The 24,745-nt window shown below is 60.4% G+C and carries 23 protein-coding genes and 1 tRNA gene; 11 read left to right on the forward strand and 13 right to left on the reverse strand.

From position 1 onward, the window contains the following. Positions 1-42: 42 nt before the first annotated feature. From P0Y58_11205 to P0Y58_11220, 4 genes are all read right to left on the reverse strand, one after another. Positions 43-720, reverse strand: coding sequence for an NADH-quinone oxidoreductase subunit B (locus P0Y58_11205; protein ID WEK32728.1), 678 nt, complete (start codon positions 718-720; stop codon positions 43-45). 10 nt (positions 721-730) lie between these two features. After that, the gene (locus P0Y58_11210) at positions 731-1,144 is read right to left on the reverse strand and encodes an NADH-quinone oxidoreductase subunit A (protein ID WEK32729.1); all 414 of its coding nucleotides are present in this window, start codon (positions 1,142-1,144) and stop codon (positions 731-733) included. Between the two features lie 601 nt (positions 1,145-1,745). Then, positions 1,746-3,071: an isocitrate lyase gene (aceA, locus tag P0Y58_11215; GenBank protein ID WEK32730.1), complete on the reverse strand. Its 1,326-nt coding sequence runs from the start codon at positions 3,069-3,071 to the stop codon at positions 1,746-1,748. Between the two features lie 492 nt (positions 3,072-3,563). Continuing rightward, the gene (locus tag P0Y58_11220; GenBank protein ID WEK32731.1) at positions 3,564-4,328 is read right to left on the reverse strand and encodes a secretin N-terminal domain-containing protein; all 765 of its coding nucleotides are present in this window, start codon (positions 4,326-4,328) and stop codon (positions 3,564-3,566) included. 268 nt (positions 4,329-4,596) lie between these two features. Here P0Y58_11220 and P0Y58_11225 point away from each other — a divergent pair, with 268 nt between their 5' ends. Continuing rightward, entirely contained in the window at positions 4,597-6,039 is a 1,443-nt protein-coding gene (locus tag P0Y58_11225) for a SulP family inorganic anion transporter (GenBank protein WEK32732.1), read from the forward strand. A gap of 68 nt (positions 6,040-6,107) precedes the next feature. Here P0Y58_11225 and fusA read toward each other — a convergent pair whose 3' ends face one another. Continuing rightward, complete coding sequence (gene fusA, locus P0Y58_11230) at positions 6,108-8,219, reverse strand: elongation factor G (GenBank protein ID WEK32733.1); 2,112 nt, start codon at positions 8,217-8,219, stop codon at positions 6,108-6,110. 73 nt (positions 8,220-8,292) lie between these two features. Then, positions 8,293-8,718 carry a hypothetical protein gene (locus tag P0Y58_11235; GenBank protein ID WEK32734.1) on the reverse strand — a complete coding sequence of 142 codons (426 nt, stop codon included), beginning with the start codon at positions 8,716-8,718 and terminating at the stop codon, positions 8,293-8,295. A 246-nt stretch (positions 8,719-8,964) separates the two neighbouring features. Between P0Y58_11235 and P0Y58_11240 the strand changes: the two genes are divergently transcribed. Further along, a complete protein-coding gene (locus P0Y58_11240) occupies positions 8,965-9,267 on the forward strand; it encodes a hypothetical protein (protein WEK32735.1) in 303 nt (100 codons plus the stop codon). A gap of 12 nt (positions 9,268-9,279) precedes the next feature. Here P0Y58_11240 and P0Y58_11245 read toward each other — a convergent pair whose 3' ends face one another. Together P0Y58_11245 and P0Y58_11250 are read right to left on the reverse strand one after the other, a co-directional pair. After that, positions 9,280-10,533, reverse strand: coding sequence for an aspartate aminotransferase family protein (locus tag P0Y58_11245; protein ID WEK32736.1), 1,254 nt, complete (start codon positions 10,531-10,533; stop codon positions 9,280-9,282). A gap of 236 nt (positions 10,534-10,769) precedes the next feature. Further along, on the reverse strand, positions 10,770-11,666 hold the full coding sequence (locus tag P0Y58_11250; protein WEK32737.1) for a LysR substrate-binding domain-containing protein: 897 nt from the start codon (positions 11,664-11,666) through the stop codon (positions 10,770-10,772). A gap of 255 nt (positions 11,667-11,921) precedes the next feature. Between P0Y58_11250 and P0Y58_11255 the strand changes: the two genes are divergently transcribed. From P0Y58_11255 to P0Y58_11265, 3 genes are all read left to right on the forward strand, one after another. Continuing rightward, on the forward strand, positions 11,922-13,304 hold the full coding sequence (locus P0Y58_11255) for an amino acid permease (protein ID WEK32738.1): 1,383 nt from the start codon (positions 11,922-11,924) through the stop codon (positions 13,302-13,304). Positions 13,305-13,362: 58 nt separating this feature from the next. Continuing rightward, positions 13,363-13,860 (forward strand): PaaI family thioesterase, encoded by a 498-nt coding sequence (locus tag P0Y58_11260; GenBank protein WEK32739.1) that lies wholly within the window; start codon positions 13,363-13,365, stop codon positions 13,858-13,860. Between the two features lie 73 nt (positions 13,861-13,933). Next, positions 13,934-14,629, forward strand: a complete 696-nt coding sequence (locus P0Y58_11265) for a glutathione S-transferase N-terminal domain-containing protein (protein ID WEK32740.1) — start codon at positions 13,934-13,936, stop codon at positions 14,627-14,629. 37 nt (positions 14,630-14,666) lie between these two features. On the opposite strand, the gene P0Y58_11270 is transcribed toward P0Y58_11265, so the two are convergent. Then, positions 14,667-16,283, reverse strand: coding sequence for an inorganic phosphate transporter (locus P0Y58_11270; GenBank protein WEK32741.1), 1,617 nt, complete (start codon positions 16,281-16,283; stop codon positions 14,667-14,669). 192 nt (positions 16,284-16,475) lie between these two features. On the opposite strand from P0Y58_11270, the gene P0Y58_11275 reads away from it, so the two are divergent. The 6 genes from P0Y58_11275 (at position 16,476) to P0Y58_11300 (ending at position 20,683) form a co-directional block, all read left to right on the forward strand. Further along, a complete protein-coding gene (locus P0Y58_11275; protein ID WEK32742.1) occupies positions 16,476-16,907 on the forward strand; it encodes a GNAT family N-acetyltransferase in 432 nt (143 codons plus the stop codon). A 120-nt stretch (positions 16,908-17,027) separates the two neighbouring features. Beyond that, positions 17,028-17,417, forward strand: coding sequence for a helix-turn-helix transcriptional regulator (locus tag P0Y58_11280; GenBank protein ID WEK32743.1), 390 nt, complete (start codon positions 17,028-17,030; stop codon positions 17,415-17,417). A 63-nt stretch (positions 17,418-17,480) separates the two neighbouring features. After that, positions 17,481-18,119 (forward strand): UvrY/SirA/GacA family response regulator transcription factor, encoded by a 639-nt coding sequence (uvrY, locus tag P0Y58_11285; GenBank protein ID WEK32744.1) that lies wholly within the window; start codon positions 17,481-17,483, stop codon positions 18,117-18,119. 6 nt (positions 18,120-18,125) lie between these two features. Further along, complete coding sequence (uvrC, locus tag P0Y58_11290) at positions 18,126-19,949, forward strand: excinuclease ABC subunit UvrC (GenBank protein WEK32745.1); 1,824 nt, start codon at positions 18,126-18,128, stop codon at positions 19,947-19,949. Between the two features lie 33 nt (positions 19,950-19,982). Continuing rightward, positions 19,983-20,543, forward strand: coding sequence for a CDP-diacylglycerol--glycerol-3-phosphate 3-phosphatidyltransferase (gene pgsA, locus P0Y58_11295; protein WEK32746.1), 561 nt, complete (start codon positions 19,983-19,985; stop codon positions 20,541-20,543). A gap of 64 nt (positions 20,544-20,607) precedes the next feature. After that, positions 20,608-20,683 (forward strand) — tRNA-Gly (locus P0Y58_11300). A 290-nt stretch (positions 20,684-20,973) separates the two neighbouring features. On the opposite strand, the gene P0Y58_11305 is transcribed toward P0Y58_11300, so the two are convergent. Genes P0Y58_11305 through purU form a run of 4 tightly spaced genes read right to left on the reverse strand, consistent with a single transcriptional unit; the run spans position 20,974 to position 24,457 of the window. Beyond that, entirely contained in the window at positions 20,974-21,906 is a 933-nt protein-coding gene (locus P0Y58_11305; GenBank protein WEK32747.1) for an FAD-binding protein, read from the reverse strand. Then, a complete protein-coding gene (locus tag P0Y58_11310) occupies positions 21,906-22,655 on the reverse strand; it encodes an electron transfer flavoprotein subunit beta/FixA family protein (GenBank protein WEK32748.1) in 750 nt (249 codons plus the stop codon). The genes P0Y58_11305 and P0Y58_11310 overlap by 1 nt, the downstream gene beginning before the upstream one ends. Before the next feature lie 9 nt (positions 22,656-22,664). Further along, positions 22,665-23,594, reverse strand: a complete 930-nt coding sequence (folD, locus tag P0Y58_11315; protein ID WEK32749.1) for a bifunctional methylenetetrahydrofolate dehydrogenase/methenyltetrahydrofolate cyclohydrolase FolD — start codon at positions 23,592-23,594, stop codon at positions 22,665-22,667. Further along, on the reverse strand, positions 23,591-24,457 hold the full coding sequence (gene purU / locus P0Y58_11320) for a formyltetrahydrofolate deformylase (GenBank protein ID WEK32750.1): 867 nt from the start codon (positions 24,455-24,457) through the stop codon (positions 23,591-23,593). Before purU ends, folD begins: the two co-directional genes overlap by 4 nt. Positions 24,458-24,745: the final 288 nt, after the last annotated feature.

The raw sequence follows: 24,745 nt of genomic DNA on the forward strand, positions 1-24,745 counted from the left end.
CCAGGCCGCCGGCTCCAGGGGAGCGGGCGGCAGGTCGCTGGATCAGACTTCGTCGGGGCTGCGCAGGTTGGTTACTGCAATGCGCTGCTCACGACGCAGATCTTTCTGGGCTGGCATCTCGGCACGGTAAATACCTTGATCACCAACAACCCAGGAAAGCGGGCGTCGTTCTTGGCCGATCGACTCCTGCAACAGCATCAAGCCTTGCAGGAAAGCCTCAGGGCGTGGCGGGCAGCCGGGCACATAGACGTCCACGGGGAGGAACTTGTCGACCCCCTGAACGACCGAGTAGATGTCGTACATGCCACCGGAGTTGGCGCACGAACCCATGGAGATGACCCACTTCGGTTCGAGCATCTGCTCATAGAGACGCTGAATGATAGGCGCCATCTTGATGAAGCAGGTGCCGGCGATGACCATGAAGTCGGCCTGACGCGGCGAGGCCCGGATGACTTCGGCGCCGAAGCGGGCGATGTCGTGGGGTGCCGTGAACGCCGTGGTCATTTCCACGTAGCAGCAGGACAGGCCGAAGTTGTACGGCCAGAGGGAGTTCTTGCGACCCCAGTTGACCGCGCCACGCAGCACATCTTCGAGTTTCCCCATGTAGATGTTCTTGTGGACCTGGTCCTCTAGCAGTTGATCGGTGACGGTTTCCCGTTCACCTACCGGGTACTGCTCGTTGGGCGCATCCGGATCGATTCTGGTGAGATTGTATTGCATTGCCAAAGCCTCATTGTTTCAGCTTCGCTTGCCGCTTGCGGCGACCTTCGGGAGCCCAATCAAGAGCACCGACGCGCCATAGGTAGACAAGACCTGCCAACAGAATTGCTATGAAAACGAGAGCTTCGACGAACCCGGTCCAGCCGCTTTCGCGGACGGACACAGACCATGCAAAGAGAAAGAGGGCTTCGATATCGAAGATCACGAACAGCATCGCGACCAGATAGAATTTGGCGGACAGGCGCAGGCGCGCGCTGCCGGTAGGCAGCATGCCGGATTCGAAGGGTTCGTTCTTGGCGCGGCCCCAAGCCTTGCTACCGAGCAGGCTGGACAGGCCGAGCATGAAGGCGCACAGGCCGACGACACCCAGGAGGAAGATGGCAAAGCCCCAGTTGTGGGCGATGAGTCCTGCCGAATCGGACATGCTAGAGATCCTTATACAGAGACCCAGCTCTGCAGTCTGAAATAAGTGTAGAGCGGCGACTTGGTGTCGCACGTGCAGTGACCAAATGTCGCAGCTGAATCAATCGCGCTGATTTTATGGGTAAACCTGATGCAAGTAAAATTTCTGTAGCACTTTTATTCGTAGGATTTAGTACAAAACCGCTTTCTAACTGGCTGAAAGCCTTGAAATTCGGGCATTGCGTGCGGTTCTGTTAATTATGTTTCTTGCGACTGGTAACGAATTACAAGCTCCGGAATGATAATTAATATCATTTGACCTGGTGCCATGTAATTTGGCTCTTCTGTGCCTTGTAAAGTTCATCTGGCGATTCCCCCTACTTGCAAATGCGAAAGACTCTTGTTATGGCAGGTTTTGGAGGGGCGCGTACCGCTCTGGGTCAATGCTTTGGTGGTTGGGGTGAAGCATAGACCTGATATGGCGGGTTGGTTGGGAGAGGGGGATCGTGTTGGGCTGCAAGGTGCTCGCCACGACAGATTCAGCGCCTGTGAGATCGAAGCCAAGCTCCATAAAAAAGGCCCGAGGCTCTCACAAGCCCCGGGCCTCATTCACCACCCAAAAATCAGTGGAACTGCTCTTCCTCAGTCGAACCAGTCAGTGCAGTCACCGACGATGCCCCACCCTGAATCACGGTGGTCATGTCGTCGAAGTAGCCAGTGCCCACTTCCTGCTGGTGCGCCACGAAGGTGTAGCCTTTGCTGGCGTCAGCGAATTCCTGCTCTTGCAGCTTCACGTAGGCGGTCATGTCGTTACGGGCGTAGTCGTGTGCCAGGTTGAACATGCCGTGCCACATGTTGTGGATGCCGGCCAGGGTGATGAACTGGTGTTTGTAGCCCATGGCCGACAGCTCGCGCTGGAACTTGGCGATGGTGGCGTCGTCCAGGTTCTTCTTCCAGTTGAAGGAAGGCGAGCAGTTGTACGACAGGATCTGGTCCGGGTACTCCTTCTTGATCGCTTCAGCGAAGCGGCGGGCTTCGTCCAGGTCTGGCTTGGCAGTTTCGCACCAGATCAGGTCGGCGTATGGCGCATAGGCCAGGCCGCGGGAGATGGCCTGGTCGAGGCCGGCGCGGACCTTGTAGAAGCCTTCACGAGTACGCTCGCCAATCACGAACGGCTGGTCGTACGGGTCGCAGTCGCTGGTCAGCAGGTCGGCGGCGTTGGCGTCGGTACGGGCCAGGATGATGGTCGGCACGCCCGATACGTCAGCAGCCAGGCGCGCGGCCACCAGCTTCTGTACGGCTTCCTGGGTCGGTACCAGTACCTTGCCACCCATGTGGCCGCATTTTTTCACCGAAGCCAGCTGGTCTTCGAAGTGCACGCCGGCGGCGCCTGCCTCGATCATGTTCTTCATCAGCTCGTAGGCGTTCAGTACGCCACCGAAACCGGCTTCGGCGTCAGCCACGATTGGCGCGAAGTAGTCGATGTAGCCTTCGTCGCCCGGGTTCTTGCCGGCTTTCCACTGGATCTGGTCGGCGCGGCGGAACGAGTTATTGATGCGCTTGACCACGGTCGGTACCGAGTCAACCGGGTACAGCGACTGGTCAGGGTACATCGATTCGGCCGAGTTGTTGTCGGCAGCAACCTGCCAGCCGGACAGGTAAATGGCCTGGATGCCCGCTTTTACCTGCTGCACTGCCTGGCCGCCGGTCAGGGCGCCCATGCAGTTGACGAAATCTTTTTCCGGGCGGAAGGACGGGTGGGCACCTTGGGTGACCAGCTTCCACAGTTTTTCTGCACCTTGGCGGGCAAAGGTGTGCTCAGGTTGCACGGAGCCACGCAGGCGAACGACATCAGCGGCGGTGTAGGTACGGGTCACGCCTTTCCAGCGCGGGTTCTCGGCCCAGTCTTTCTCGAGGGCTGCAATTTGCTGTTCGCGTGTCAGTGCCATGGAAATAAACCTCGTCGCATCGATCTTGGGTTAATTGTGCTGATGCTCGGGTGCAGATCAGGGCGCCTGGCGGCTGTCCTGTTCGCAGGAGTGCGACGGCGAACGCGAAGGCTCGAAGGGGAAGGGAGGCAGGCCAGGCGATGGTGTGCTCCGGCAGGTCGGCTCGTGGTTGCCTTGCTGCGGTGCTACGCGGATTGCCAGTACTGCGATGATGCGCTTCCGTCCCTCGGGACAACTTCTTCGTTGCAGTCACAATCCTGTCGAACCGCCTTGTGGGCCGTATAGACATGAGGCGCCTCCAGGGGTGGGAGGAGTACGCCTCGAAGGCCCTTGCCAGGGCCCCTGATTAGCGGGAGCGAGGCCATCATGCCCTTGGGAAAAAGACCCTGTCAAATGTTTTGTAGTGAATTTTTCTACTTACTACATCTTTGGTCTGATACGACTTGTCAGTCAGTTTCAAGGCCTTTGGTCGAGGCCTTGAATTGCCTGGAATCAGTCGAGAAGGTCGACTTTTACACGCAAAGTCATGTTTTCACCGCGCTGGGTGCTGTAACTACGGCTTGACGCGCTGCGGTCGGCTTGGCTCTGCTGGTTATAGCCTGCCAGGGTGATCCATTCGCCGAGCCGGCCGGTGACAGTCGTGTCGGTACTTTGCACTTTCACTACATCTGCACGTTCCTGGCTGATGCGGTCGTTATTAGTGCTTATTTGCAGACGAACCGTATCGCCGCTCAAGCTGGGTGTAACGTAGAAACCCTGGGTCACGTTACGGTATTCGGTGTTGCTCTGCAGGCGCCCGTAGCCGTCGGTGCTGGTGCTGGTGATCGGGATGCTCTGGCCTACCTGAATGAGCGCAGGCTGGCCTTCGCTGGCCTGCACCTGCTGCATGCCACCGTCGCGGTTGCTGGTGCCGTAGTGGATGACGCGCGCATTGCCGCGGTTGTCCTGGAAGTTGCTGTCGTTGTTGTCGACGCTGATGAGCAGGCGTTTGGGCGCGGTGTCCAGCTGTTGCAGCAAAGCGCGCAGGTCGTCGATGCGTTCGGGGCTGGCGTTGACGATCAGCTTGTTCTCGAAAGCGCTGACGGTGCCGTCTTTTCCGATGAATGCCTGTGCGGCAGGCAGCAGTTCGGCGCTGCTGCGGTGCTGTAGCGGCACTACCTCGGTGCCGGCTTGGGCGGTGAGGCTGGCGATGAGCAGCAGGGAGGCGAGAAGAGGGCGTAGCGGCATGTCCATGATCTCCGCAGGTGGGGTTGCCATGATGGCAAAGGCGTCCTGCCTGTGCTGGAAGCACATCAAAAACTGCCTTTTATACTGACTTTATCCAGGCAACTATAAATTATAGTCAGCCAGATAATTACAGATAATCCCACTCCTCAGGCCCTGTCAGGCGGCTTGTGAGCTGTTCGGCTACATTGCGCGGTGGCTGCTGTCAGACAAATTCCGTAACATCGCGCCCTCGATTTTTGCTCGCTCTAAAGGCCGTACAGGTGCCCCAGGCTGTTGTACGGCTAAAAACAGGATGCTCATGAAACCCGCCCGACTACGTGCCGACCTGCTCGCCGGCCTGACCACCTCGTTCGCCCTGGTGCCCGAGTGCATCGCCTTCGCCCTGGTTGCCCACCTCAACCCGCTGATGGGCCTGTACGGCGCGTTCATCATTTGTACCCTGACAGCGCTGTTCGGTGGGCGGCCCGGGATGATCTCCGGCGCTGCCGGCTCGATGGCGGTGGTGATCGTTGCGCTGGTGGTACAGCACGGCGCGCAATACTTGTTGGCGACGGTGCTCTTGGGCGGGGTGGTGATGATCCTGTTTGGCCTGCTGCGCCTGGGCAAACTCGTGCGCCTGGTGCCGTACCCGGTGATGCTGGGTTTCGTCAACGGTCTGGCTATTGTCATTGCCATGGCCCAGCTTGAGCATTTCAAGGAGGGTGAACACTGGCTAAGTGGCGCGCCGCTGTACCTGATGATCGGCCTGGTGACGCTGACTATGGCGGTGGTCTACCTGCTGCCGAAACTGACCCGCGCGGTGCCACCGGCCCTGGTGGCGATCCTCGGCGTTGGCCTGCTGGTTTACGCGCTGGGGCTGCCCACCCGCACCCTGGGTGACATGGCGCACATCGCAGGTGGCCTGCCGGCGCTGGCGCTGCCGGATGTGCCCTGGAACCTGGAAACCCTGAGAATTATCGCCCCCTACGCGGTGCTGATGGCCATGGTCGGCCTGCTGGAAACCTTGCTCACCCTCAACCTGACGGATGAAGTCACCGAGAGCCGTGGCTTCCCGGACAGAGAGTGCGTGGCGCTGGGCGCGGCGAACATGGTCTCGGGCCTGTGCGGTGGCATGGGCGGTTGCGCAATGATCGGCCAGACAGTGATCAACCTCAGCTCCAACGGCCGTGGCCGGCTGTCGGGGGTGGTGGCCGGGGTGATGATCTTGCTGTTCGTGTTGTTCCTGTCGCCACTGATCGAACGTATTCCGTTGGCGGCGCTGGTCGGGGTGATGTTCGTGGTGGCCCAGCAGACCTTTGCCTGGGCCTCGCTGCGAGTGCTGCACAAGGTGCCGCTGAACGATGTGCTGGCGATCATTGCGGTGACCGTTGTGACAGTGCTTACCGACCTGGCCATGGCGGTGCTGTTCGGCATCATCATCGCGGCGCTCAACTTTGCCTGGCAGCATGCGCGGGAACTGTATGCCGACAGCCATGAGGATCCCGAGGGCGGCAAGCGATATCAGGTTCATGGCACGCTATTCTTTGCCTCGACTGCCTCGTTTCTCAACCAGTTTGATGCCGCCACCGACCCGGCCCAGGTCACGCTGGATTGCCAGCATTTGAGCTTTGTAGATTATTCGGCGGTTGCGGCATTGAAGACCTTGCGTGAGCGCTATGCCAAGGCGGGCAAGCATCTGCGTGTGGTGCATTTGTCGGAGCGGTGCAAGAAGCTGTTGAAGCGGGCGGGTGAGCAGCACTGAAGGTAGTCGTCACCTGTGCCGGCCTCTTCGCGGGTGAACCCGCGAAGAGGCCGGCACAGGTGACTGCATTACTCGCCGCGGTTTTTCTTCACGATGCCATCGGCAATGCTTGCCGGGGCTTCGGCATAGCGCGTGAACTCCATCGAGAAGCTGGCCCGGCCCTGGGTCATCGAGCGCATTGAGGTGGCATAGCCAAACATCTCGCCCAGCGGCACCTCGGCACGGATCACTTTGCCGGCCGGCGTTTCGTCACCGTCCTGGATCATGCCCCGGCGCCGACTCAGGTCGCCGAGGATATCGCCCTGGTATTCCTCCGGCGTCACCACCTCCACCTTCATCACCGGCTCCAGCAACACCGCGCCACCTTTCTGCGACAGCTGCTTGGTGGCCATCGACGCAGCGATCTTGTAGGCCATCTCGTTGGAGTCGACATCATGGTACGAGCCGTCGAAGACTGCCGCCTTGAGGTTGATCAGCGGGTAGCCGGCGAGCACGCCGTTCTTCATCTGCTCCTCGATACCCTTCTGGATCGCCGGGATGTACTCGCGCGGGACCACTCCGCCGACAATCTCGTTGATGAATTCCAGGCCTTCCTTGCCTTCATCGCCGGGGGCGAAGCGGATCCAGCAATGGCCGTATTGGCCACGGCCGCCGGACTGGCGGACGAAGCGGCCTTCGATTTCGCAGGTATTGCGGATTTTCTCGCGGTAGGCCACCTGCGGCTTGCCGATATTGGCCTCGACGTTGAACTCGCGGCGCATGCGGTCGACGATGATGTCCAGGTGCAACTCGCCCATGCCGGAGATGATGGTCTGGCCGGTTTCTTCGTCGGTACGCACACGGAATGACGGGTCTTCCTGGGCCAGTTTGCCCAAGGCAATGCCCATCTTTTCCTGGTCGGCCTTGGTTTTCGGCTCCACCGCCACGGAAATTACCGGGTCGGGGAAGTCCATGCGTTCGAGGATGATCGGCTTGTCCATGTCGCACAGGGTGTCGCCGGTGGTCACGTCTTTCATGCCGATCAGCGCGGCGATGTCGCCGGCGCACACGTCTTTGATCTCCGCGCGCTGGTTGGCGTGCATCTGCACCATGCGGCCGATGCGTTCCTTCTTGCCCTTGACCGAGTTGAGCACCGCGTTGCCGGAACTGAGCACGCCCGAATACACCCGGGCGAAGGTGAGGGTGCCGACGAAGGGGTCGGTGGCGATCTTGAAGGCCAGCGCCGAGAACGGTTCCTTGTCGTCGGCGTGGCGTTCCAGGTGCTTGTCTTCGTCGTCGGGGTCGGTGCCTTTGATCGCCGGGATTTCCGAGGGGGCGGGCAGGTAGTCGATCACCGCATCGAGCATCAGCGGGACGCCCTTGTTCTTGAACGAGGAGCCGAGAATGGTCGGCACGATTTCGTTGGCGATGGTGCGCTGGCGCAACGCGGCCTTGATCTCGTCGACGCTCAGTTCCTCGCCTTCGAGAAACTTCAGGGTCAGCTCGTCATTGGCTTCTGCCGCCGCCTCGATCATGTGCGCACGCCATTCGTCGGCCAGCGCCTGAAGTTCGGCGGGGATGTCTTCTTCGCGATAGGTGGTGCCGTTATCGGCATCGTTCCAGTAGATGGCCTTCATTTTCACCAGGTCGATCTGGCCGATGAAGTGCTCTTCACTGCCGATGGCCAACTGGATGGGCACCGGGTGGTGCCCCAGGCGCTGATCGATCTGTTTGACCACGCGCAAAAAGTCGGCGCCCTGGCGGTCCATCTTGTTGATGTAGGCCAAGCGTGGCACATGATATTTGTTGGCCTGGCGCCAGACCGTCTCGGACTGTGGTTCGACGCCGTCGGCCCCGCTGAACACCACCACCGCGCCATCGAGTACGCGCAAAGAACGCTCCACCTCAATAGTGAAGTCGACGTGGCCGGGGGTGTCGATGATGTTGAAGCGATACTTGTGCTCGAACTGTTTGGTCGAGCCTTGCCAGAATGCCGTGGTCGCCGCCGAAGTGATGGTAATGCCGCGTTCCTGCTCCTGGGCCATCCAGTCCATGGTCGCGGCACCATCATGCACCTCGCCCATCTTGTGGTTGACCCCGGTGTAGAACAGGATCCGCTCGGTAGTCGTAGTCTTGCCGGCGTCCACGTGGGCGACGATGCCGATATTGCGGTACAGCTCGATGGGCGTTGTACGGGCCATGGCGGACTACCTGCGGGTGGGCGGATTCCACCACGTTAGCAGACCGGTGGAATCCTGCCCTGCCGCCGGGCCGTCAGTCGGCCTGGGCTTGCAGCATCCATTGGCCGTCGATTTCGCGGGCCAGACCGCTGGCCGTCAGAAGCGCCAGCAGGCGTGGGTGCAGTGCGGCTTCGGTGAAGGTCTTGAGGGTGGCCAGGTCCAGTGTGCCGACCAGGTTGAGCTCGGCCTTGGTGTACGACAGCCAGGCCTTTTTCAGCGCCTGGGCGACATCGCTGCCCGAGGTGCTGGCGAAGCGACGGTGCCACTGGCGGCCTTCAAAGATGAAGGCGTGGGCGTGGCTGTAGGTGCTTTCGTCGCCACCTTCGGTGCAGCGGTGGCAGCGGCACGGGCCTTCGCCGAAGGCGCTGCTCAGGTAGCTGTTGAAGTCCACGACGGGCTTGAGGGACAGGCGTTTGTCGACATCGAACAGGTCGGCGATCAGGGGTTCTTCGGCGCTCACTCGGGATCCTCGTGTGGTGTGGCGTGCATCGGCGGGCACCCTAACAGATCAGGCCCTTCAGATCACCTTTTGCAGGCCCGGCCTCTTCGCGGGCACGCCCGCTCCCACAGGTGCTGTACACACGCTGAGCAACATGCGCTCCCTGTGGGAGCGGGCGTGCCCGCGAAGAGGCCAGTAGAGACAACACGGTGCGGCTGCCGTACTCTACGCGCCCACACGCCTACACATCTTTAGAGGAAACCCCGTTTGAGCAGCCAGTACCCCTACATCGCCACCGTCACCATCAGCGCCGAAGACCGTGGGGGCGACACCGAGGCCTCGGAAAACCCCAAGGTGCGCGTAGGCCTGGAGGCGGTCACCGAAACCCTCAAGAAGGTGCATTTCGTCGGTACGCTCGCGGCGCCCGAAAAGAACGCCACGCACATCTGCGTGACCTTGGAAAACGGCCTGACCTACTACGGCCCGATGGTCAATGGTCATGCCGAACTCGAAGGCGGCTGGATTGCCTTCGAGTCCGACATGCTTACCCCGCAAGAACTGGGCCTGTAAGCCCCGCGCCTATCAAGTGCCCAGTTCGGCCAGGCACTGCTCAAGGATATCCAGGCCTTCTTCAAGCACCTCGGCCTCGATGGTCAGCGGTGCCAGCAGGCGGATAATGTGCCGTGCCTTGCCGCTTGGCATCAGCAGCAGGCCCTTGGCCCGCGCTGCTTCCATCACCTTGGCCAGTTGCGCTGGCGCCGGGCTGCCATCGGCATTGACGAACTCGATGCCACGCATGGCGCCCACGCCGGTCAGGCGACCGATGAACGGGCTCAGGCCCGAGGCCGTCCAGCGTTGGTGGCGGCTGACGATGGCCTGCTCCTGGCGCTCACCCCAGGTGGCGACGTTCTCGTCGGTCATCTGCGCCAGGCTGGCAAGCGCCGCCGCGCAGGCAATCGGGTTGCCCGAGTAGGTGCCGCCGAGGCCACCCTTGGGCAGCGACGCCATCAATTCCTTGCGCCCAACCACCGCACCTAGCGGCATGCCGCCCGCAATGCTTTTAGCCAGCAACAGCAGGTCGGGCTCGATGCCCAGGCGCGGGAAGGCAAAGCGCTGGCCGGTGCGGCCGAAGCCTGACTGGATCTCGTCAATGATGATCAGGATGCCGTGTTCGTCGCAAAAACGGCGAAGGGCCTGGGCGAAGGCCGGGTCAAGGGCCAGGAAGCCACCTTCGCCCTGCACCGGCTCCAGGATGAAAGCTGCCACGTCTTCCACGGCGAGCTCGACGCTGAACAGTCGGTCCATGGCCTTGAGCGCCTGCTCGCAGGTAACCCCGGTGTCGGCACTGGGGTAGGGCAGGTGGTACACCGGCCCCGGCAGTTCGCCGACCCGTTGCTTGTAAGGGGCAACCTTGCCGTTGAGGTTCAGGGTGGCCAGCGTGCGGCCATGGAAGGCGCCGTCGAAGGCGATGATGGCGCGCTTGCCGGTGGCGCCGCGGGCCACTTTCAGGGCGTTTTCCGCGGCTTCCGCGCCGCTGTTGGTGAGCATCCCGGCCACGGGGTAGCTCACCGGTACGAACTGGCTCAGTTGTTCCATCAGTGCCAGATACGGGCCGTGGGGGGCTGCGTTGAAGGCGTAGTGGGTGAGGCGGGCAGCCTGTGCCTGGATGGCCTCGACAACGGCCGGGTTGCAATGGCCCAGGTTGAGCACGCCGATACCGCCGACGAAATCGATATAACGTTTGCCGTCCGTGTCCCAGACTTCGGCATTGCGGCCATGTGAAAGTGTAATCGGGTGAACGATGGCAATGGATTGGCTGATACTTTCCTGGTTCATGGGGCACGCGGACCTTGTTCGAGTTTCTTATTATCCAAGCGTGCCGAGGGGCTATTCCGCAAACGAATTATTGTATTGCGGTCATTCCATGGATTCGTGATCTGGCCATTGATCTGTGTTGCCTGTGCCGGCCTCTTCGCGGGTGAACCCGCTCCCACAGGTTTCGCCACAGGCCCTGGCATTGTGCGATCCCTGTGGGAGCGGGTTCACCCGCGAAGAGGCCGGTACAGGTTAACTCAATCCCCCTCGGCCACCCGCTCGCGAATCCACTGCACAAAAGCCCTGATCTTGGGCACTTCGGCGGCATGCTCGGCATGGGCAATGAAGTGCCGGCCGTTGCTCGCCACCGGGTGGTCCCAGGCCACCACCAGCTTGCCCTCGCTCAGCTCCTCGGCCACCAGATAGCGCGGAATCAGGGCAATTCCACAGCCTGCAATCGCCGCGCGAATGCACAGGTAGAACGTGTCGAAACGCGGCCCGTGGTAGCTGTTCTGGCTATGCAGCCCCAATCCCAGAAACCATTCATGCCAGGCCTCCGGCCGCGACACGCACTGCAGCAGGCGGTGCTCGGTCAGCGCCTGGGCACTGTCGAAAGCGTGGTTGGCCAGCAAATGCGGGCTGCACACCGGCACCACCTCTTCGCTGAACAACTCGATGCAGGTTGCCCCAGGCCAGGTGCCCTGGCCGAAGAAAAAGGCAACGTCGGCCTTGGCCTGCACCAGGTCGAATGGCTCCAGTTCGTTGCGTACATCCAGGTGAATGCGTGGGTAGCGGTCGCCGAAACCCTTGAGTTTGGGCACCAGCCAGCGCGCGCCGAAGGTGGGCTGGGTGGCGATACGCAGCACTTCGGTTTCGTCGCCGTAGCTGAGGATGTAGCGGCTGGAAATGTCGATCTGGGTGAGGATCTTGTTCACTTCGGTGAGGTACAGCGCGCCGGCCGGGGTCAGGTGCAGGCGCCGGCGAATGCGCTGGAACAGCGAGTGCGAAAGCATGTCCTCAAGCTGCGCCACCTGCTTGCTGACGGCGCTCTGGGTCAGGTGCAGTTCCTGCGCCGCACGGGTGAAGCTGAGGTGGCGGGCGGCCGCTTCGAAGCACTGAAGGGCGGTGGTCGAAGGCATCAGGCGTTTGGACATGACAGGCAAATACCGAGCAAAAAAGGAAAGAGTTCATTCCAAAACGGAATTATGTGGTTCAAAAAGGTCGTTTGTTGACCCCGGCCTATAGATTAATACTGACCTGGATCAACGATTACAACCGGTCATGCGAAGAGGAGGTCAGTACCCGCTTCCGGCATCTGCAAAACAACAACAACGACTATCAGAAATTTACAAGAATTCTGCTCCGACCTTCAGCCGCCTCAAAGCGGCCGACCCATTCGAGGGTTCTTCATGGCTTCGCAAGACAACAAGAAACAGCGTTCCCTGCAGCACGGCCTGACCTCGCGTCAGGTGTCCATGATCTCCATCGCCGGCATCATTGGCGCTGGCCTGTTCATCGGTTCCTCCAACGCCATCGCCACCGCCGGCCCGGCCATTCTCATTTCCTATGCCATGACCGGCCTGCTGGTCTTGCTGGTGATGCGCATGCTCGGCGAGATGGCCATCGCCAACCCCACCAGTGGCTCGTTCTCCACCTATGCCTCCGAAGCCATCGGGCCCTGGGCGGGCTTTACCATCGGCTGGCTGTACTGGTGGTTCTGGGTACTGATCATTCCGGTTGAAGCCATTGCCGGTGCCGACATCCTGCATAGCTACTTCCCCGGCGTGCCGTCCTGGCTGTTCGCCTTCCTGATCATGCTGCTGCTGTCGTGTACCAACCTGATCAGCGTGAAGAACTTTGGTGCCTTCGAGTATTGGTTTGCCTTGGTCAAGGTGGTGGCGATCATCGCCTTCATCGTGGTCTGCAGCCTGGCAGTGTTCGGCTTCTGGCCGCTGGCCGAGGTGTCCGGGGTCAGCCGGTTGTGGGACAACGGCGGCTTCATGCCCAACGGCTTCGGCACCGTGCTGGGTGGTGTGCTGATCACCATTTTCTCGTTCTTCGGCGCGGAAATCGTCACCATTGCCGCTGACGAAACCGCCAACCCGAAAGACAAGATCCGCCGTGCCACCAACCTGGTGGTGTACCGCATCGCCATCTTCTACCTGGCGTCGATTTTCCTGGTGGTGTCGCTGGTGGCCTGGAATGACCCTGCGCTGAAAGCGGTCGGTTCGTTCCAGCGCGTGCTGGAAGTGCTGAATGTGCCGGGCGCCAAGCTGCTGGTCGACCTGGTGGTACTGGTGGCGGTGACCAGTTGCATGAACTCGGGCCTGTACACGGCGTCGCGCATGCTCTATTCGCTGGGCGCCCGCGGCCAGGCACTGAGCGTGACCAAGCGTATCTCCGGATCGGGCGTGCCGACCGTGGCTGTCATCTTCTCGACGCTGGCCGGTTTTGCCGGGTGCCTGGTCAACTATGTGTTCCCGGGCAAGGTCTTCGGCTTCTTGCTGTCGACCACCGGTGCCATCGCCTTGCTGGTGTACCTGGTGATTGCCGTGTCGCAGCTGCGCATGCGTGCCCGCGCCGACCGCGAAGGGCGCCCGCTGGAGCTGAAGATGTGGCTGTTCCCGTACCTGACCTGGCTGGTGATCGGCACCATCGTCATGGTGCTGGGCTACATGCTGTTCAGCGATGCCTACCGCTATGAAACCCTGATGACCGCTGGGGTAACCGCGTTCATCCTGCTGGTTTCGCTGACCCAGCGGCGTGCCAAGGTGGTTGCCCAGACGGCTTGATGTATCTGCTTTAATTGGGGGCGTTGCGCGCCCCCATATCTATAAGCACAGGAAGCGTATGAACGACCACTCCCTTTCCCTCCAGGCCCTCGCGGCACCAGAAGGTACCTGCTACGGCTGCGGCTGTTCCCACCCCAGCGGGCTGCACCTGCAAAGCCATTGGGATACCGACGGCATTCACCTGTTATGCCGTCATGCGCCTGACAGCACGTTCATCGGCTGGCCCGGCCTTGTCTACGGCGGCCTGCTGGCAATGCTGGTCGATTGCCACTCCAACTGGACAGCCATGGCCTACCACTACCGCAACGAGGGCCGCGAACCGGGAAGCCTGCCGCGTATCGACTGCGTGACGGGTACGCTCAACCTGACCTATCTGAAACCCACGCCGATGGGCGTCGAATTGTTGCTCAAGGCGCGAGTGGAAGGCGAACCAGGGCGCAAGAGCCGGGTACTTTGCGAAGTGTGGGCCGGCGATGTGCTGACCGTGACAGCCGACTCGGTGTTTGTCCGTGTCGATACCGAAAAACTCAAGCTCAAGGCCCACGGCCAGGGCTGATGAGCGGTCGGTGATGGTCAGCGGCCAGAGATGCCTCTAGAGTGACAGGTTCATTCCCCAGGCAAGGTTGATCATGACCGATCTCAGTGCTTTCTCCATCACCCGCAAGTGGCCCGCCAAACACCCCGAACTGCTGCAGCTGTACTCGCTGCCGACGCCTAACGGTGTCAAGGTATCGATCATGCTTGAAGAGATCGGCCTGGGCTATGAGCCGCACAAGGTCAGCTTCGACACCGATGACCAGTTAAGCCCTGAGTTCATCTCGCTCAGCGCCAACAACAAGATCCCGGCCATCCTGGACCCTAATGGCCCAGGCGGCCAGCCGTTGCCGTTGTTTGAGTCAGGGGCGATCTTGCAGTACCTGGCGGAGAAAAGTGGACAGTTGCTCAGCCAGGATCCTGCCCAGCGTTACCAGACGCTGCAGTGGCTGATGTTCCAGATGGGCGGCATCGGGCCGATGTTTGGTCAGGTCGGGTTCTTCCATTTCTTTGCTGGCAAGGAATATGAAGACAAGCGTCCGCGTGACCGCTATGTCAACGAGTCCAAGCGGTTGCTGGGTGTGCTGGATCGGCACTTGAAAGGCCGGGAGTGGATGGTTGACGAATACAGCATCGCCGACATTGCCATCTTCCCTTGGGTGCGTAACCTGGTGGAGCGCTACAACGCCCGTGACTTGGTCGGCTTCGACCAGTTCATGGAAGTGCAGCGGGTGCTGGCCAAGTTCCTTGAGCGGCCGGCCGTGCAGCGTGGCCTGAAAATCCCCGGCTGATCCGACTGCGCGCCAGCAGCCCCGGTAGCCCAGCCTGCTAGAAAATCTGGTTCAGCAGCCAGTACAGGCTACCGGCCAACAGCATCGCCGCTGGCAGGGTGAGCACCCAGGCCATCAACAAGTTGAACAGCGTGCGCTTCTGAATCCCCGAGCCATTGGCCACCATGGTCCCGGCCACCCCCGAGCTCAGCACGTGGGTGGTCGAAACGGGTAATCCGAACATGTCTGCTGCGCCAATGGTGCACATGGCAACGACCTCTGCCGAGGCGCCCTGGGCATAGCTCAGGTGGGTCTTGCCAATCTTCTCGCCCACGGTCACCACGATGCGCCGCCAGCCAACCATGGTGCCGAGCCCCAGTGCGATGGCCACGGCCACTTTTACCCACAGCGGAATGTAGCGGGTGGCGTCGTCCAGTTGGGTCTTGAACAGTTGCACATGGCTGCGGGTGTCGGCATCGAATGCCACCAAGCGGTTTTTCTCGATCAGGCGAATGGCTTCGCTGGTCAGGTACATGTCATTGCGCACGTTGGCCATGGCCTCGGCGGGTATGCGCTTGAGCGAGCCGTAGCCTTTGACCTCTTCACCGATCATTCCGGTCAGTGCTGCCAGCGCCGGTACCAGGTGCGGGCTGGCCTTGGGTTCGCCAATGAACGCGGTCAGCGTCTGGCGCGGGTCGGCCGGGGCCGTTTGCGGGTCGCTGCGCACCAGCGCCTGGCGGGTCACTTCGGCGACGGCGGAAAACTGCAGGGCCTGCTCATTGGGCATGGTCTTGTTCAGCGCGTACGCCATTGGCAGGGTGCCGACCAGAATCAACATGATCAGGCCCATGCCTTTCTGGCCGTCGTTGGAACCGTGGGCGAAAGACACCCCGGTGCACGTCAGGATCAGTACGCCACGAATCCACCACGGCGGCGGTGTATTGCCTTCCGGCGCCTGGTACAGCGCTTGACGCTTGACCAGTGCACGCAGGGCGAGCAACAACAAGGCGGCGCAGGCAAAGCCGATAAGCGGGGAGAACAGCAGGGCGTAACCCACCTTGCTGGCCTGGGCCCAGTCCACGCCGCTGGTGCCGTCACGCCCATGCATCAGCGCATTGGCCACGCCCACACCGATGATCGAGCCGATCAGCGTGTGCGAGGACGAGGCCGGAAGGCCCAGCCACCAGGTGCCGAGGTTCCAGATGATTGCAGCCAACAGCAGGGCAAACACCATCGAGAAGCCAGCCGAGGAGCCGACCTGTAGAATCAGTTCCACCGGCAGCAGGGCGATGATGCCGAATGCCACCGCCCCACTGGAGAGCAGCACGCCCAGGAAGTTGCACAGCCCGGACCACACCACCGCGACCGGTGCCGGCAGCGCGTTGGTGTAGATCACCGTGGCCACCGCGTTGGCGGTGTCGTGGAAGCCATTGACGAACTCGAAGCCCAGGGCAATCAACAATGCCAGGCCCAGTAGCAGAAACGGCGTGACCGTGGTGATCACCGTGCCGCTGGCGCTGACATCCTGTTTCAGGCTCCAGGCGGTGTAGGCGATACCGGCCAGCAGCAGGCCGAAGAACAACACGAGCGTGGCACGCCCAGGCTTGTGGGCAAGTTGCGGGTGGGCGTCGCGTTGGGCCAGTTGCGGCTGGCTGGCCAGTGACGGGGTTGCCATGGTGGCTCCGGTTGGCGTAGGGCAGGTTGCCGAAGGCCTTGAGCATAGAAACAATTCGTAACCCGACCGTGACCTCGATCAATGAATTATCTAGGCTCAAGACGGACGGTAAATACAGGAGACACCCATGATCCGCTGCAAGCGTTTCTATGATGCGGTCAACGGAGACGATGGCCAGCGAGTGATGGGGTAATGCCCCTGCAACTGATTGCCGGCAACGACAGCCACCGTTCGTTTGCCCGCGACCTCACGCGGCGCGCCATGCTGCCGTACTACCGTGAATATGACCTGCTGTGGATCGAGGATGCCTTCGACCAGGCCTGGGGCTGGCGCGAGCAGTGGCTGGTCTGTGAAGGCGATAACCTGTTGGGTTACTGCAGCCTCAGCCAGGACCGCCAGGCGCTGTTTATCCGCGAGTTGCACCTGTTGCCCGAGCATCGTGGGCGCGGTGTCGGCAGTTGGGTGCTGGAGGCGTTGGCGCAGTGGGCCGGGCAGCGGCGCCTGCCGTTGCTGAGGCTGATGGTGTTTCACAGCAACCCGGCGCGCCTGCTGTACCAGCGCCACGGCTTTGTCAAAATGGGTGAGGACGCGTGCTTTGTGCGCATGCAACGCACGATTGGCTAGTAGCGCAATGATGGCTTGTCGCGATCGAAGCGCAGGGGCATAGTGAGCCAGGTGTTCACGGTCGCCCGCAGAAGAGGGCGGCAGAGGATGAACGTGATCCGGGATAAGGAGAAGCCCACAATGAACGGAATTGGTCCGCGACTGCGGGAAGAGCGTGAGCGCCTGGGCATGACCCAGCGCGTGTTTGGCGATATCGGTGGGGTTGAACCCAATGCCCAGGGCAAGTACGAAAGCGGCGAGCGTACGCCGCGGGTCGATTACCTGGCAGCCTTGGCGGCCAGGGGGGTGGATGCACTGTACGTAATTGGCGGTATCCGCACGCCGGCCCCGCTAGAGGGCCTGAGTACGGATGAGTCGGGGCTGCTGGGTGCCTTTCGGCAATTGCCGGTCGACGACCAGGCGGCCATCTGGCACCTGCTTGGGCGCTTGAGCAGCGATAGAAAGCCCAGGCAAACAGTGAGGCCTGTCACTGTTGAGCGTCAGGCGTTTCTTACAGAAGCAATGCGTTAGACCCGTTTGGAAAAATTTTGTTAAGGTGGCGGGATCCAATCGCCCTGCTGACGAGGTGTGTGCTTGATTAGGGTCTTAGTGGTCGACGATCACGATCTGGTACGAACCGGTATTACCCGCATGCTGGCCGATATCGATGGCCTGCAGGTGGTGGGTGAGGGTGATTCGGGTGAATCCGCGCTCAAGCTGGCCCGTGAGCTGAAGCCGGATGTAGTGCTGATGGACGTGAAAATGCCTGGCATCGGCGGCCTTGAGGCCACCCGCAAACTGCTGCGCAGCCACCCGGACATCAAGGTCGTGGCCGTGACTGTGTGCGAGGAAGACCCGTTCCCCACGCGCCTGTTGCAAGCCGGTGCCGCCGGTTACCTGACCAAGGGTGCAGGCCTTGACGAAATGGTCCAGGCCATCCGCCTGGCATTTGCCGGCCAGCGCTACATCAGCCCGCAAATTGCCCAACAGCTGGCGCTGAAGCCGTTTCAGCCACAAGGCTCACCGTTCGACTCACTGTCGGAGCGGGAAATCCAGATTGCCCTGATGATTGTCGGCTGCCAGAAAGTGCAGATCATCTCGGACAAGTTGTGCCTCTCGCCCAAGACCGTCAATACTTACCGTTATCGGATCTTTGAAAAACTCTCGGTCACCAGCGACGTCGAACTGACCTTGCTGGCCGTTCGCCACGGTATGGTCGACGCAAGCCTGTAAAACCTCATGTCCCAAGTGTTTGATGCCAGCGCATTCCTGGCGACCTGCAGCGGTCGCCCGGGCGTTTACCGAATGTTCGACGCCGAAGCCCGGCTGCTTTACGTGGGCAAGGCCAAGAACCTCAAAAAACGCCTGGCCAGCTATTTCCGCAAAACCGGCCTGGCGCCCAAGACCGCTGCGCTGGTAGCCCGTATCGCCCAGGTCGAAACCACCATCACCGCCAACGAAACCGAGGCGTTGCTGCTGGAGCAGAACCTGATCAAGGAATGGCGGCCGCCGTACAACATCCTGCTGCGCGACGACAAATCCTACCCCTACGTGTTCCTGTCCGACGGCGAGTTCCCGCGGTTGGGCATTCACCGTGGGGCGAAGAAGGCCAAGGGCCGCTACTTTGGCCCATACCCCAGCGCCGGGGCCATCCGCGAAAGCCTCAGCCTGCTGCAAAAGGCCTTTTCGGTGCGCCAGTGCGAAGACAGCTACTACGCCAACCGCACCCGGCCGTGCCTGCAGTATCAGATCAAACGTTGCAAAGGGCCCTGCACCGACCTGGTGAGCGCCGAGGAATACGCCGACGATGTACGCCACTCGGTGATGTTTCTTGAGGGCCGTAGCCAGCAACTGGGCAACGAGCTGAATGCCGAGATGGAGAAGGCCGCCATGGCCCTCAATTTCGAGAAAGCTGCCGAGTTGCGCGACCAGATCGCCTTGCTGCGCCGCGTGCAGGACCAGCAGTACATCGAGGGCGGCAGTGGCGACGTCGATGTCATCGCCGCCTTCGTCAACCCCGGTGGTGCCTGCGTGCACCTGATCAGCGTGCGCGGTGGCCGGGTGCTGGGCAGCAAGAACTTTTTCCCGCAGGTAGGCATCGAGGAGGAGGTGGCCGAGGTCATGGCCGCATTCCTGTCCCAGTACTACCTGGGCAACGCAGAGCGCGAACTGCCTGGCGAGTTGATCGTCAACGTTGTGCACGAAGACTTCGCTGCCATCACCGAAGCGCTGCACACGCTGCGTGGCCGCGAGCTGACCATCAGCCACCGGGTACGCGGCACGCGCGCCCGATGGCAGCAGTTGGCAGTGACCAATGCCGAGCAGGCGCTGAATGCCCGCCTGGCCAACCGCCAGCACATGGCCGCCCGTTTCGAAGCCCTGGCCGAAGTGCTGGGCCTGGACGAGGTGCCGCAGCGGCTGGAGTGCTACGACATCAGCCATTCCAGCGGCGAAGCCACCGTGGCCAGTTGCGTGGTATTCGGCCCCGAAGGCGCGCTGAAGTCCGATTACCGGCGCTTCAACATCGAAGGCGTCACTGCCGGCGATGACTACGCCGCCATGCACCAGGCCCTGACCCGGCGTTACGGGCGCATCAAGGACGGTGAGGGCAAGCTGCCCGACGTGTTATTGGTAGACGGCGGCAAAGGGCAGTTGAACATGGCCCGCGACGTGATGCAGGAGCTGGGCTTCACTGACCTGGCCCTGCTCGGTGTGGCCAAAGGTGTTACCCGCAAGGCCGGTTTTGAAACCCTGTACCTGAATGACGTGCACCACGAGTTCACACTGAAAGGTGATTCACCGGCCCTGCACCTGATTCAGCAGATCCGCGACGAAGCCCACCGTTTTGCCATTACCGGCCACCGCGCCCGCCGCGGCAAGGCCCGCCGGGTGTCCAGCCTGGAAGATGTGGCCGGGGTAGGGCCCAAACGCCGGCGCGACCTGCTGAAACATTTCGGCGGCCTGCAGGAGCTCAACCGCGCCAGTATCGATGAAATCGCCAAAGCCCCCGGCATCAGTAAAAAGCTTGCCGAATCAATTTATGCCAGCCTGCATAGCGAGTAGAATGCCGGGCTCAACTTGCGGCCAGTCGTACCGATGAATATTCCAAACCTGCTCACCGTTCTACGCGTCCTGCTCATCCCGATCTTCATTCTGCTGTTCTATGTGCCCTATCACTGGAGCTACATGGCCGCAAGCAGCGTGTTTGCGGTTGCTGCCGCCACCGACTGGCTGGACGGCTACCTGGCGCGTCGCCTGCAGCAGAGCACCCCGTTCGGTGCCTTCCTCGATCCGGTGGCCGACAAGCTGATGGTGGCAGTGGCCTTGGTGCTGCTGGTGCAGGTGCATGCCAACTTCTGGCTGACCCTGCCAGCTGCGGTGATCATCGGCCGCGAGATCGTGGTGTCGGCACTGCGAGAGTGGATGGCCGAACTGGGCGCGCGGGCGCATGTGGCTGTGTCCAACCTCGGTAAATGGAAAACCGCGGCACAGATGTTGGCGCTGGTGATTTTGCTGGCCAACCCGCCCGGCATGACCTTCTGGGTTATTCTCGGCTACGGGCTGTTGCTGGTGGCGGCGGGGCTGACGCTGTGGTCGATGGTGCACTACCTGCTGGCCGCCTGGCCGCACCTGCGCGAAGGCTCTGAGCAGAAATAAAAGTTTTTTTGAATCAAGGGGTTGACGCTGTTTTAGAAATCGCTAGAATGGCACCCATCACGACGCGGGAATAGCTCAGTTGGTAGAGCACGACCTTGCCAAGGTCGGGGTCGCGAGTTCGAGTCTCGTTTCCCGCTCCAAATTCGATCCTCGGTGCGTCGCCGGGATCAAAAAAAGAGGCCTTTAAGGCCTCTTTTTTTTGCCTGAAATTTCCCTCGGTACCCTTAATCAATTGAACGATTAATGTACGCCTCTGCTCTGCTCGGGCTATCCACAGCAGTTTAGAGCAGTCCTTCTCCCTTGAGTGTCTATCGGGCAATGCGCTCTCCTTCTTCTTTCGCCCTATGGAAAAAGTGTCAGGCCGAGCGCATGCATTCTCAGGCAGTGTGCAGTCTGAATATATTGCGCAAGTAGCTTCTTGCAGCAAATATCAGAGGGCCCGCTCCAGTTCTGGTACTGCTTCGAACAGGTCTGCTACGAGCCCGTAATCGGCTACCTGGAAAATTGGAGCATCAGGATCGCTGTTGATTGCGACGATGACCTTAGAGTCCTTCATACCCGCCAAGTGCTGAATAGCACCCGAGATACCGACCGCCAGGTACAGGTCGGGCGCCACAATCTTGCCGGTCTGGCCGACCTGCATGTCGTTCGGTACAAAGCCCGAGTCCACGGCGGCGCGAGAAGCACCTACCGCAGCTCCCAGCTTGTCCGCGACGCTGTAGAGAATTTTGAAGTTGTCGCCGTTCTGCATGCCGCGACCACCCGAGATGACGATCTTGGCTGTAACCAGCTCAGGACGGTCGGAGCTAGCGACCCTTTCATCTACGAACTTCGAGATCGTGCTCGTATGGGCGACGCTGATAGTCGTCACCGGAGCGCTACCACCTTCCGAAGCGGCTGGCTCAAAACTGGTCGACCTGACCGTCAATACGTGGATAGGAGCATATGACTGGACAGTAGCGATTGCGTTGCCTGCGTACACAGTCCGCTTGAAGGTATCAGGGGATTCGACTGAGGTGATCTCGGAGATTTGATCGACGTCCAGAAGCGCTGCGACACGAGGAAGAATGTTCTTCCCGTTGGTTGTCGCACCGCTGAGTACATACGAATACTGTTTCGCCAGTTCAGCTACTAATGGTGCCACGCTTTCTGCGATGAGGTTATCGTAGGCGCTCTCGTTGGCGAAGAGTACGTTCGCTACGCCTGGCACCTGCGATGCGGCTTCAGCCACATTCTGGGCTGAAGAGCCGGCGACGAGAATGTCAATTTCTGCACCAATCTGTTTAGCAGCAGTGACGGTGCTGAGTGTGGCAGGGGACAGCGCGAAGTCATGGGTGTAGTCGGCAAGAATCAGGGCTTTCATCAGATCACCTTCGCTTCATTCTTCAGTTTTTCAACCAGCTCGGCAACGGAGCCCACCTTGATACCTGCTTGACGCACAGGCGGTTCTTCCACCTTCAGCGTTCTTGCGGTGGCGAAGGTGGAAACGCCCAGCGCTTGCGGGGTGATGGTCTCCAGAGGCTTTTTCTTCGCTTTCATGATGCTTGGCAGCGAAGCGTAGCGAGGCTCGTTCAGTCGCAGATCGCTGGTGACGATCGCCGGCAGGTTAAGCTTGAGGGTTTGCATGCCAGTGTCTACCTCGCGGGTAACCACCAGGTTGCCGTCCTGGACTTCGAGCTTGGAGGCGAAGGTGCCTTGCGGATAGCTGGACAATGCGGCCAACATCTGGCCAGTCTGGTTGTTGTCGGTATCTACCGATTGCTTGCCCAGAAGAATGAGATCGGGCTGTTCCCTCTTCACCACGGCGTTGAGGATTTTCGCGACTGCGAGTGAGCCAAGGCTTTCTTCGGTTTCTACCAGGATCGCCCGATCTGCACCCAGCGCCAAGGCAGTCCGGAGCTGCTCTTGTGCAGACTGTGGGCCAATCGAGACCGCGATCACCTCGCTAGCAATCCCTCTTTCCTTCAGTCGGACAGCCTCTTCAATGGCAATCTCACAGAACGGATTGACCGCCATTTTGATGTTGGAGAGGTCGACGCCTGATCCGTCAGGTTTCACCCTGACCTTCACGTTGAAGTCGACGACACGTTTAACAGCAACGATAACTTTCATGATGACCCCTTACAGAAAAGCTGGAGCTTGAGAAGTCGATGGGTGATGCGAGGCGGCTGCGTGCTTGCGTTTCGCCGCTGCGATGGTGTTGCTCATGAGGAACGCGATGGTCATTGGGCCTACGCCGCCAGGTACAGGGGTGATGGCAGCTGCAACATCAGACGCGCTGGCGAAGTCGACATCACCGACCAGCCTTGGTCGGCCATCCACCTTGTCCTCAATCCGGTTGATCCCTACGTCGATGACGATTGCGCCTTTCTTCAGCCAAGAGGCATCGACCATCTGCGGGCGTCCCACCGCGACGATCACGATGTCTGCCTGGCGGCAGATCTCTTTCGCGTTATGGCTTCTCGAGTGGAGGATCGTCACCGAGCAGTTCGCTTGCAGGAGCAGCGAGGCCATAGGCTTACCTACGATGTTCGAACGCCCGATCACTACCGCGTGCTTGCCCGACAGGTCGGGGCACGTGTCCCTGAGTAGACGCATGCACCCGGAAGGAGTGCAGGGGGCTAAAACACCTTCTTCGGCCAATACCAGGCGGCCCACGTTGATGCGATGGAAGCCATCAACATCCTTGTCAGGGTCAATTGCATTGATGATTGCTGCTTCATCAATGTGGTCGGGAAGGGGCAACTGCACCAGGATGCCATGCACCTCAGGGTTGTCATTCAGCTCGTGGATGGTCTGCAGTACCTGCTGCTGGGTCGACTCGGCGCTCAGCTGGTGCTGGAAAGACTTCATGCCAATGCGGTGAGCTGTCTTGACCTTGTTGCGCACGTAGACGTGGCTGGCAGGGTCATCCCCCACCAGCACCACAGCCAACCCTGGTGTGTATCCTTGACGCGATAGTTCAGCAACGTCCCGAGCGGACTCTTCGATAACCCGCTCTGCGGCAGATTTGCCATCAATGAGTAACAACTGGGTTGAGGCTGTGTTCATTGGAAGATCACCGTTTTATCTTCGTTGAGGAAAACACGGTGTTCGATGTGGAATTTCACTGCTTTTGAAAGCGCCACGGTCTCGGTATCGCGGCCAATGGCAACGAGGTCTTCAGGCTCGTAGCTGTGATCCACGCGCTGTACTTCCTGCTCGATGATTGGGCCCTCATCGAGGTCAGCGGTTACGTAGTGGGCGGTAGCTCCGATTACCTTCACACCCCTGGAGAATGCTTGGTGATAAGGCTTGGCGCCTTTGAAACCAGGCAGGAAGGAATGGTGAATGTTGATCGCGCGCCCGGACAGTTTCTTGCAGAGCTCATCGGACAGGATCTGCATGTAGCGAGCAAGGACAACCAGGTCTGTGTTGGTGTCACTGATGATGTCCAGCAGCGCTTTTTCTTGCTGGGCCTTGTTCTCTTTGTTCACCGGAAGGTAGATGAAGCGGATGCCTTCGCGCTCAGCCATTGGCCTCAGATCCAGGTGGTTGGACACGATGGCCGAAATCTCCATGTGCATCTCGCCCTTCTGATGGCGATAGAGAAGATCGGAGAGGCAATGGTCGTATTTGCTGACCATCAACAGCACGCGCATTGGTTTGGCGGTGCTATGGAGCTCCCACTCCATGTCGAATTCACACGCCACATCAGTCATTGCGTCATGCAGTTCTTCGATAGAGGTGGTGGCGCTTTCCTCCAGGCGGAACACTGCACGCATGAAGAACCTGCCAGTGCTCTCGTCGTCGTACTGAGCCAGTTCGGTGATGTAGCACTTTCGATGAGCGAGCAACGAGGAAACAGCCGAGACGATACCCGAGCGAGCCGGGCAGCTGACCTTGATGACGTAAGGGGTGTGGGGAGTGCTCATTTTAATACCTTCGTGTCTTGTTGTTGGAACAGAGGTACCGCAAAAGGCCGGCGCTCTACGTTGAGCCGGGCGTGCTTTCTGGGAGGTGGCGCCCGCTACCGTCTATGCCGCCTGACAGAGGAGATATCGATCGTCTCTGCATCCTCGAAAGCACAGAGCTCATCAGCCATGGTGCTTCGCGATTCCTCAGGGCACGTTCGCGGTGGGCGTTTGAAGCCGGAACTCACGGCAACTGCAGTGGTGATCAGTGCAGCGCCGGCCAGGTAGAACAGCCACAGTTGATTGGCA

The sequence above is a fragment of the Candidatus Pseudomonas phytovorans genome (assembly GCA_029202525.1).
Classification (GTDB): Bacteria; Pseudomonadota; Gammaproteobacteria; order Pseudomonadales; family Pseudomonadaceae; genus Aquipseudomonas; species Aquipseudomonas phytovorans.

Coding starts and splice junctions, on each gene's coding strand:
- P0Y58_11205 (WEK32728.1), bottom strand. CDS start 720: ATGCAATACAATCTCACCAGAATCGATCCGGATGCGCCCAACGAGCAG.
- P0Y58_11210 (WEK32729.1), bottom strand. CDS start 1,144: ATGTCCGATTCGGCAGGACTCATCGCCCACAACTGGGGCTTTGCCATC.
- aceA (WEK32730.1), bottom strand. CDS start 3,071: ATGGCACTGACACGCGAACAGCAAATTGCAGCCCTCGAGAAAGACTGG.
- P0Y58_11220 (WEK32731.1), bottom strand. CDS start 4,328: ATGGCAACCCCACCTGCGGAGATCATGGACATGCCGCTACGCCCTCTT.
- P0Y58_11225 (WEK32732.1), top strand. CDS start 4,597: ATGAAACCCGCCCGACTACGTGCCGACCTGCTCGCCGGCCTGACCACC.
- fusA (WEK32733.1), bottom strand. CDS start 8,219: ATGGCCCGTACAACGCCCATCGAGCTGTACCGCAATATCGGCATCGTC.
- P0Y58_11245 (WEK32736.1), bottom strand. CDS start 10,533: ATGAACCAGGAAAGTATCAGCCAATCCATTGCCATCGTTCACCCGATT.
- P0Y58_11250 (WEK32737.1), bottom strand. CDS start 11,666: ATGTCCAAACGCCTGATGCCTTCGACCACCGCCCTTCAGTGCTTCGAA.
- P0Y58_11255 (WEK32738.1), top strand. CDS start 11,922: ATGGCTTCGCAAGACAACAAGAAACAGCGTTCCCTGCAGCACGGCCTG.
- P0Y58_11260 (WEK32739.1), top strand. CDS start 13,363: ATGAACGACCACTCCCTTTCCCTCCAGGCCCTCGCGGCACCAGAAGGT.
- P0Y58_11265 (WEK32740.1), top strand. CDS start 13,934: ATGACCGATCTCAGTGCTTTCTCCATCACCCGCAAGTGGCCCGCCAAA.
- P0Y58_11270 (WEK32741.1), bottom strand. CDS start 16,283: ATGGCAACCCCGTCACTGGCCAGCCAGCCGCAACTGGCCCAACGCGAC.
- P0Y58_11275 (WEK32742.1), top strand. CDS start 16,476: ATGCCCCTGCAACTGATTGCCGGCAACGACAGCCACCGTTCGTTTGCC.
- P0Y58_11280 (WEK32743.1), top strand. CDS start 17,028: ATGAACGGAATTGGTCCGCGACTGCGGGAAGAGCGTGAGCGCCTGGGC.
- uvrC (WEK32745.1), top strand. CDS start 18,126: ATGTCCCAAGTGTTTGATGCCAGCGCATTCCTGGCGACCTGCAGCGGT.
- pgsA (WEK32746.1), top strand. CDS start 19,983: ATGAATATTCCAAACCTGCTCACCGTTCTACGCGTCCTGCTCATCCCG.
- P0Y58_11305 (WEK32747.1), bottom strand. CDS start 21,906: ATGAAAGCCCTGATTCTTGCCGACTACACCCATGACTTCGCGCTGTCC.
- P0Y58_11310 (WEK32748.1), bottom strand. CDS start 22,655: ATGAAAGTTATCGTTGCTGTTAAACGTGTCGTCGACTTCAACGTGAAG.
- folD (WEK32749.1), bottom strand. CDS start 23,594: ATGAACACAGCCTCAACCCAGTTGTTACTCATTGATGGCAAATCTGCC.
- purU (WEK32750.1), bottom strand. CDS start 24,457: ATGAGCACTCCCCACACCCCTTACGTCATCAAGGTCAGCTGCCCGGCT.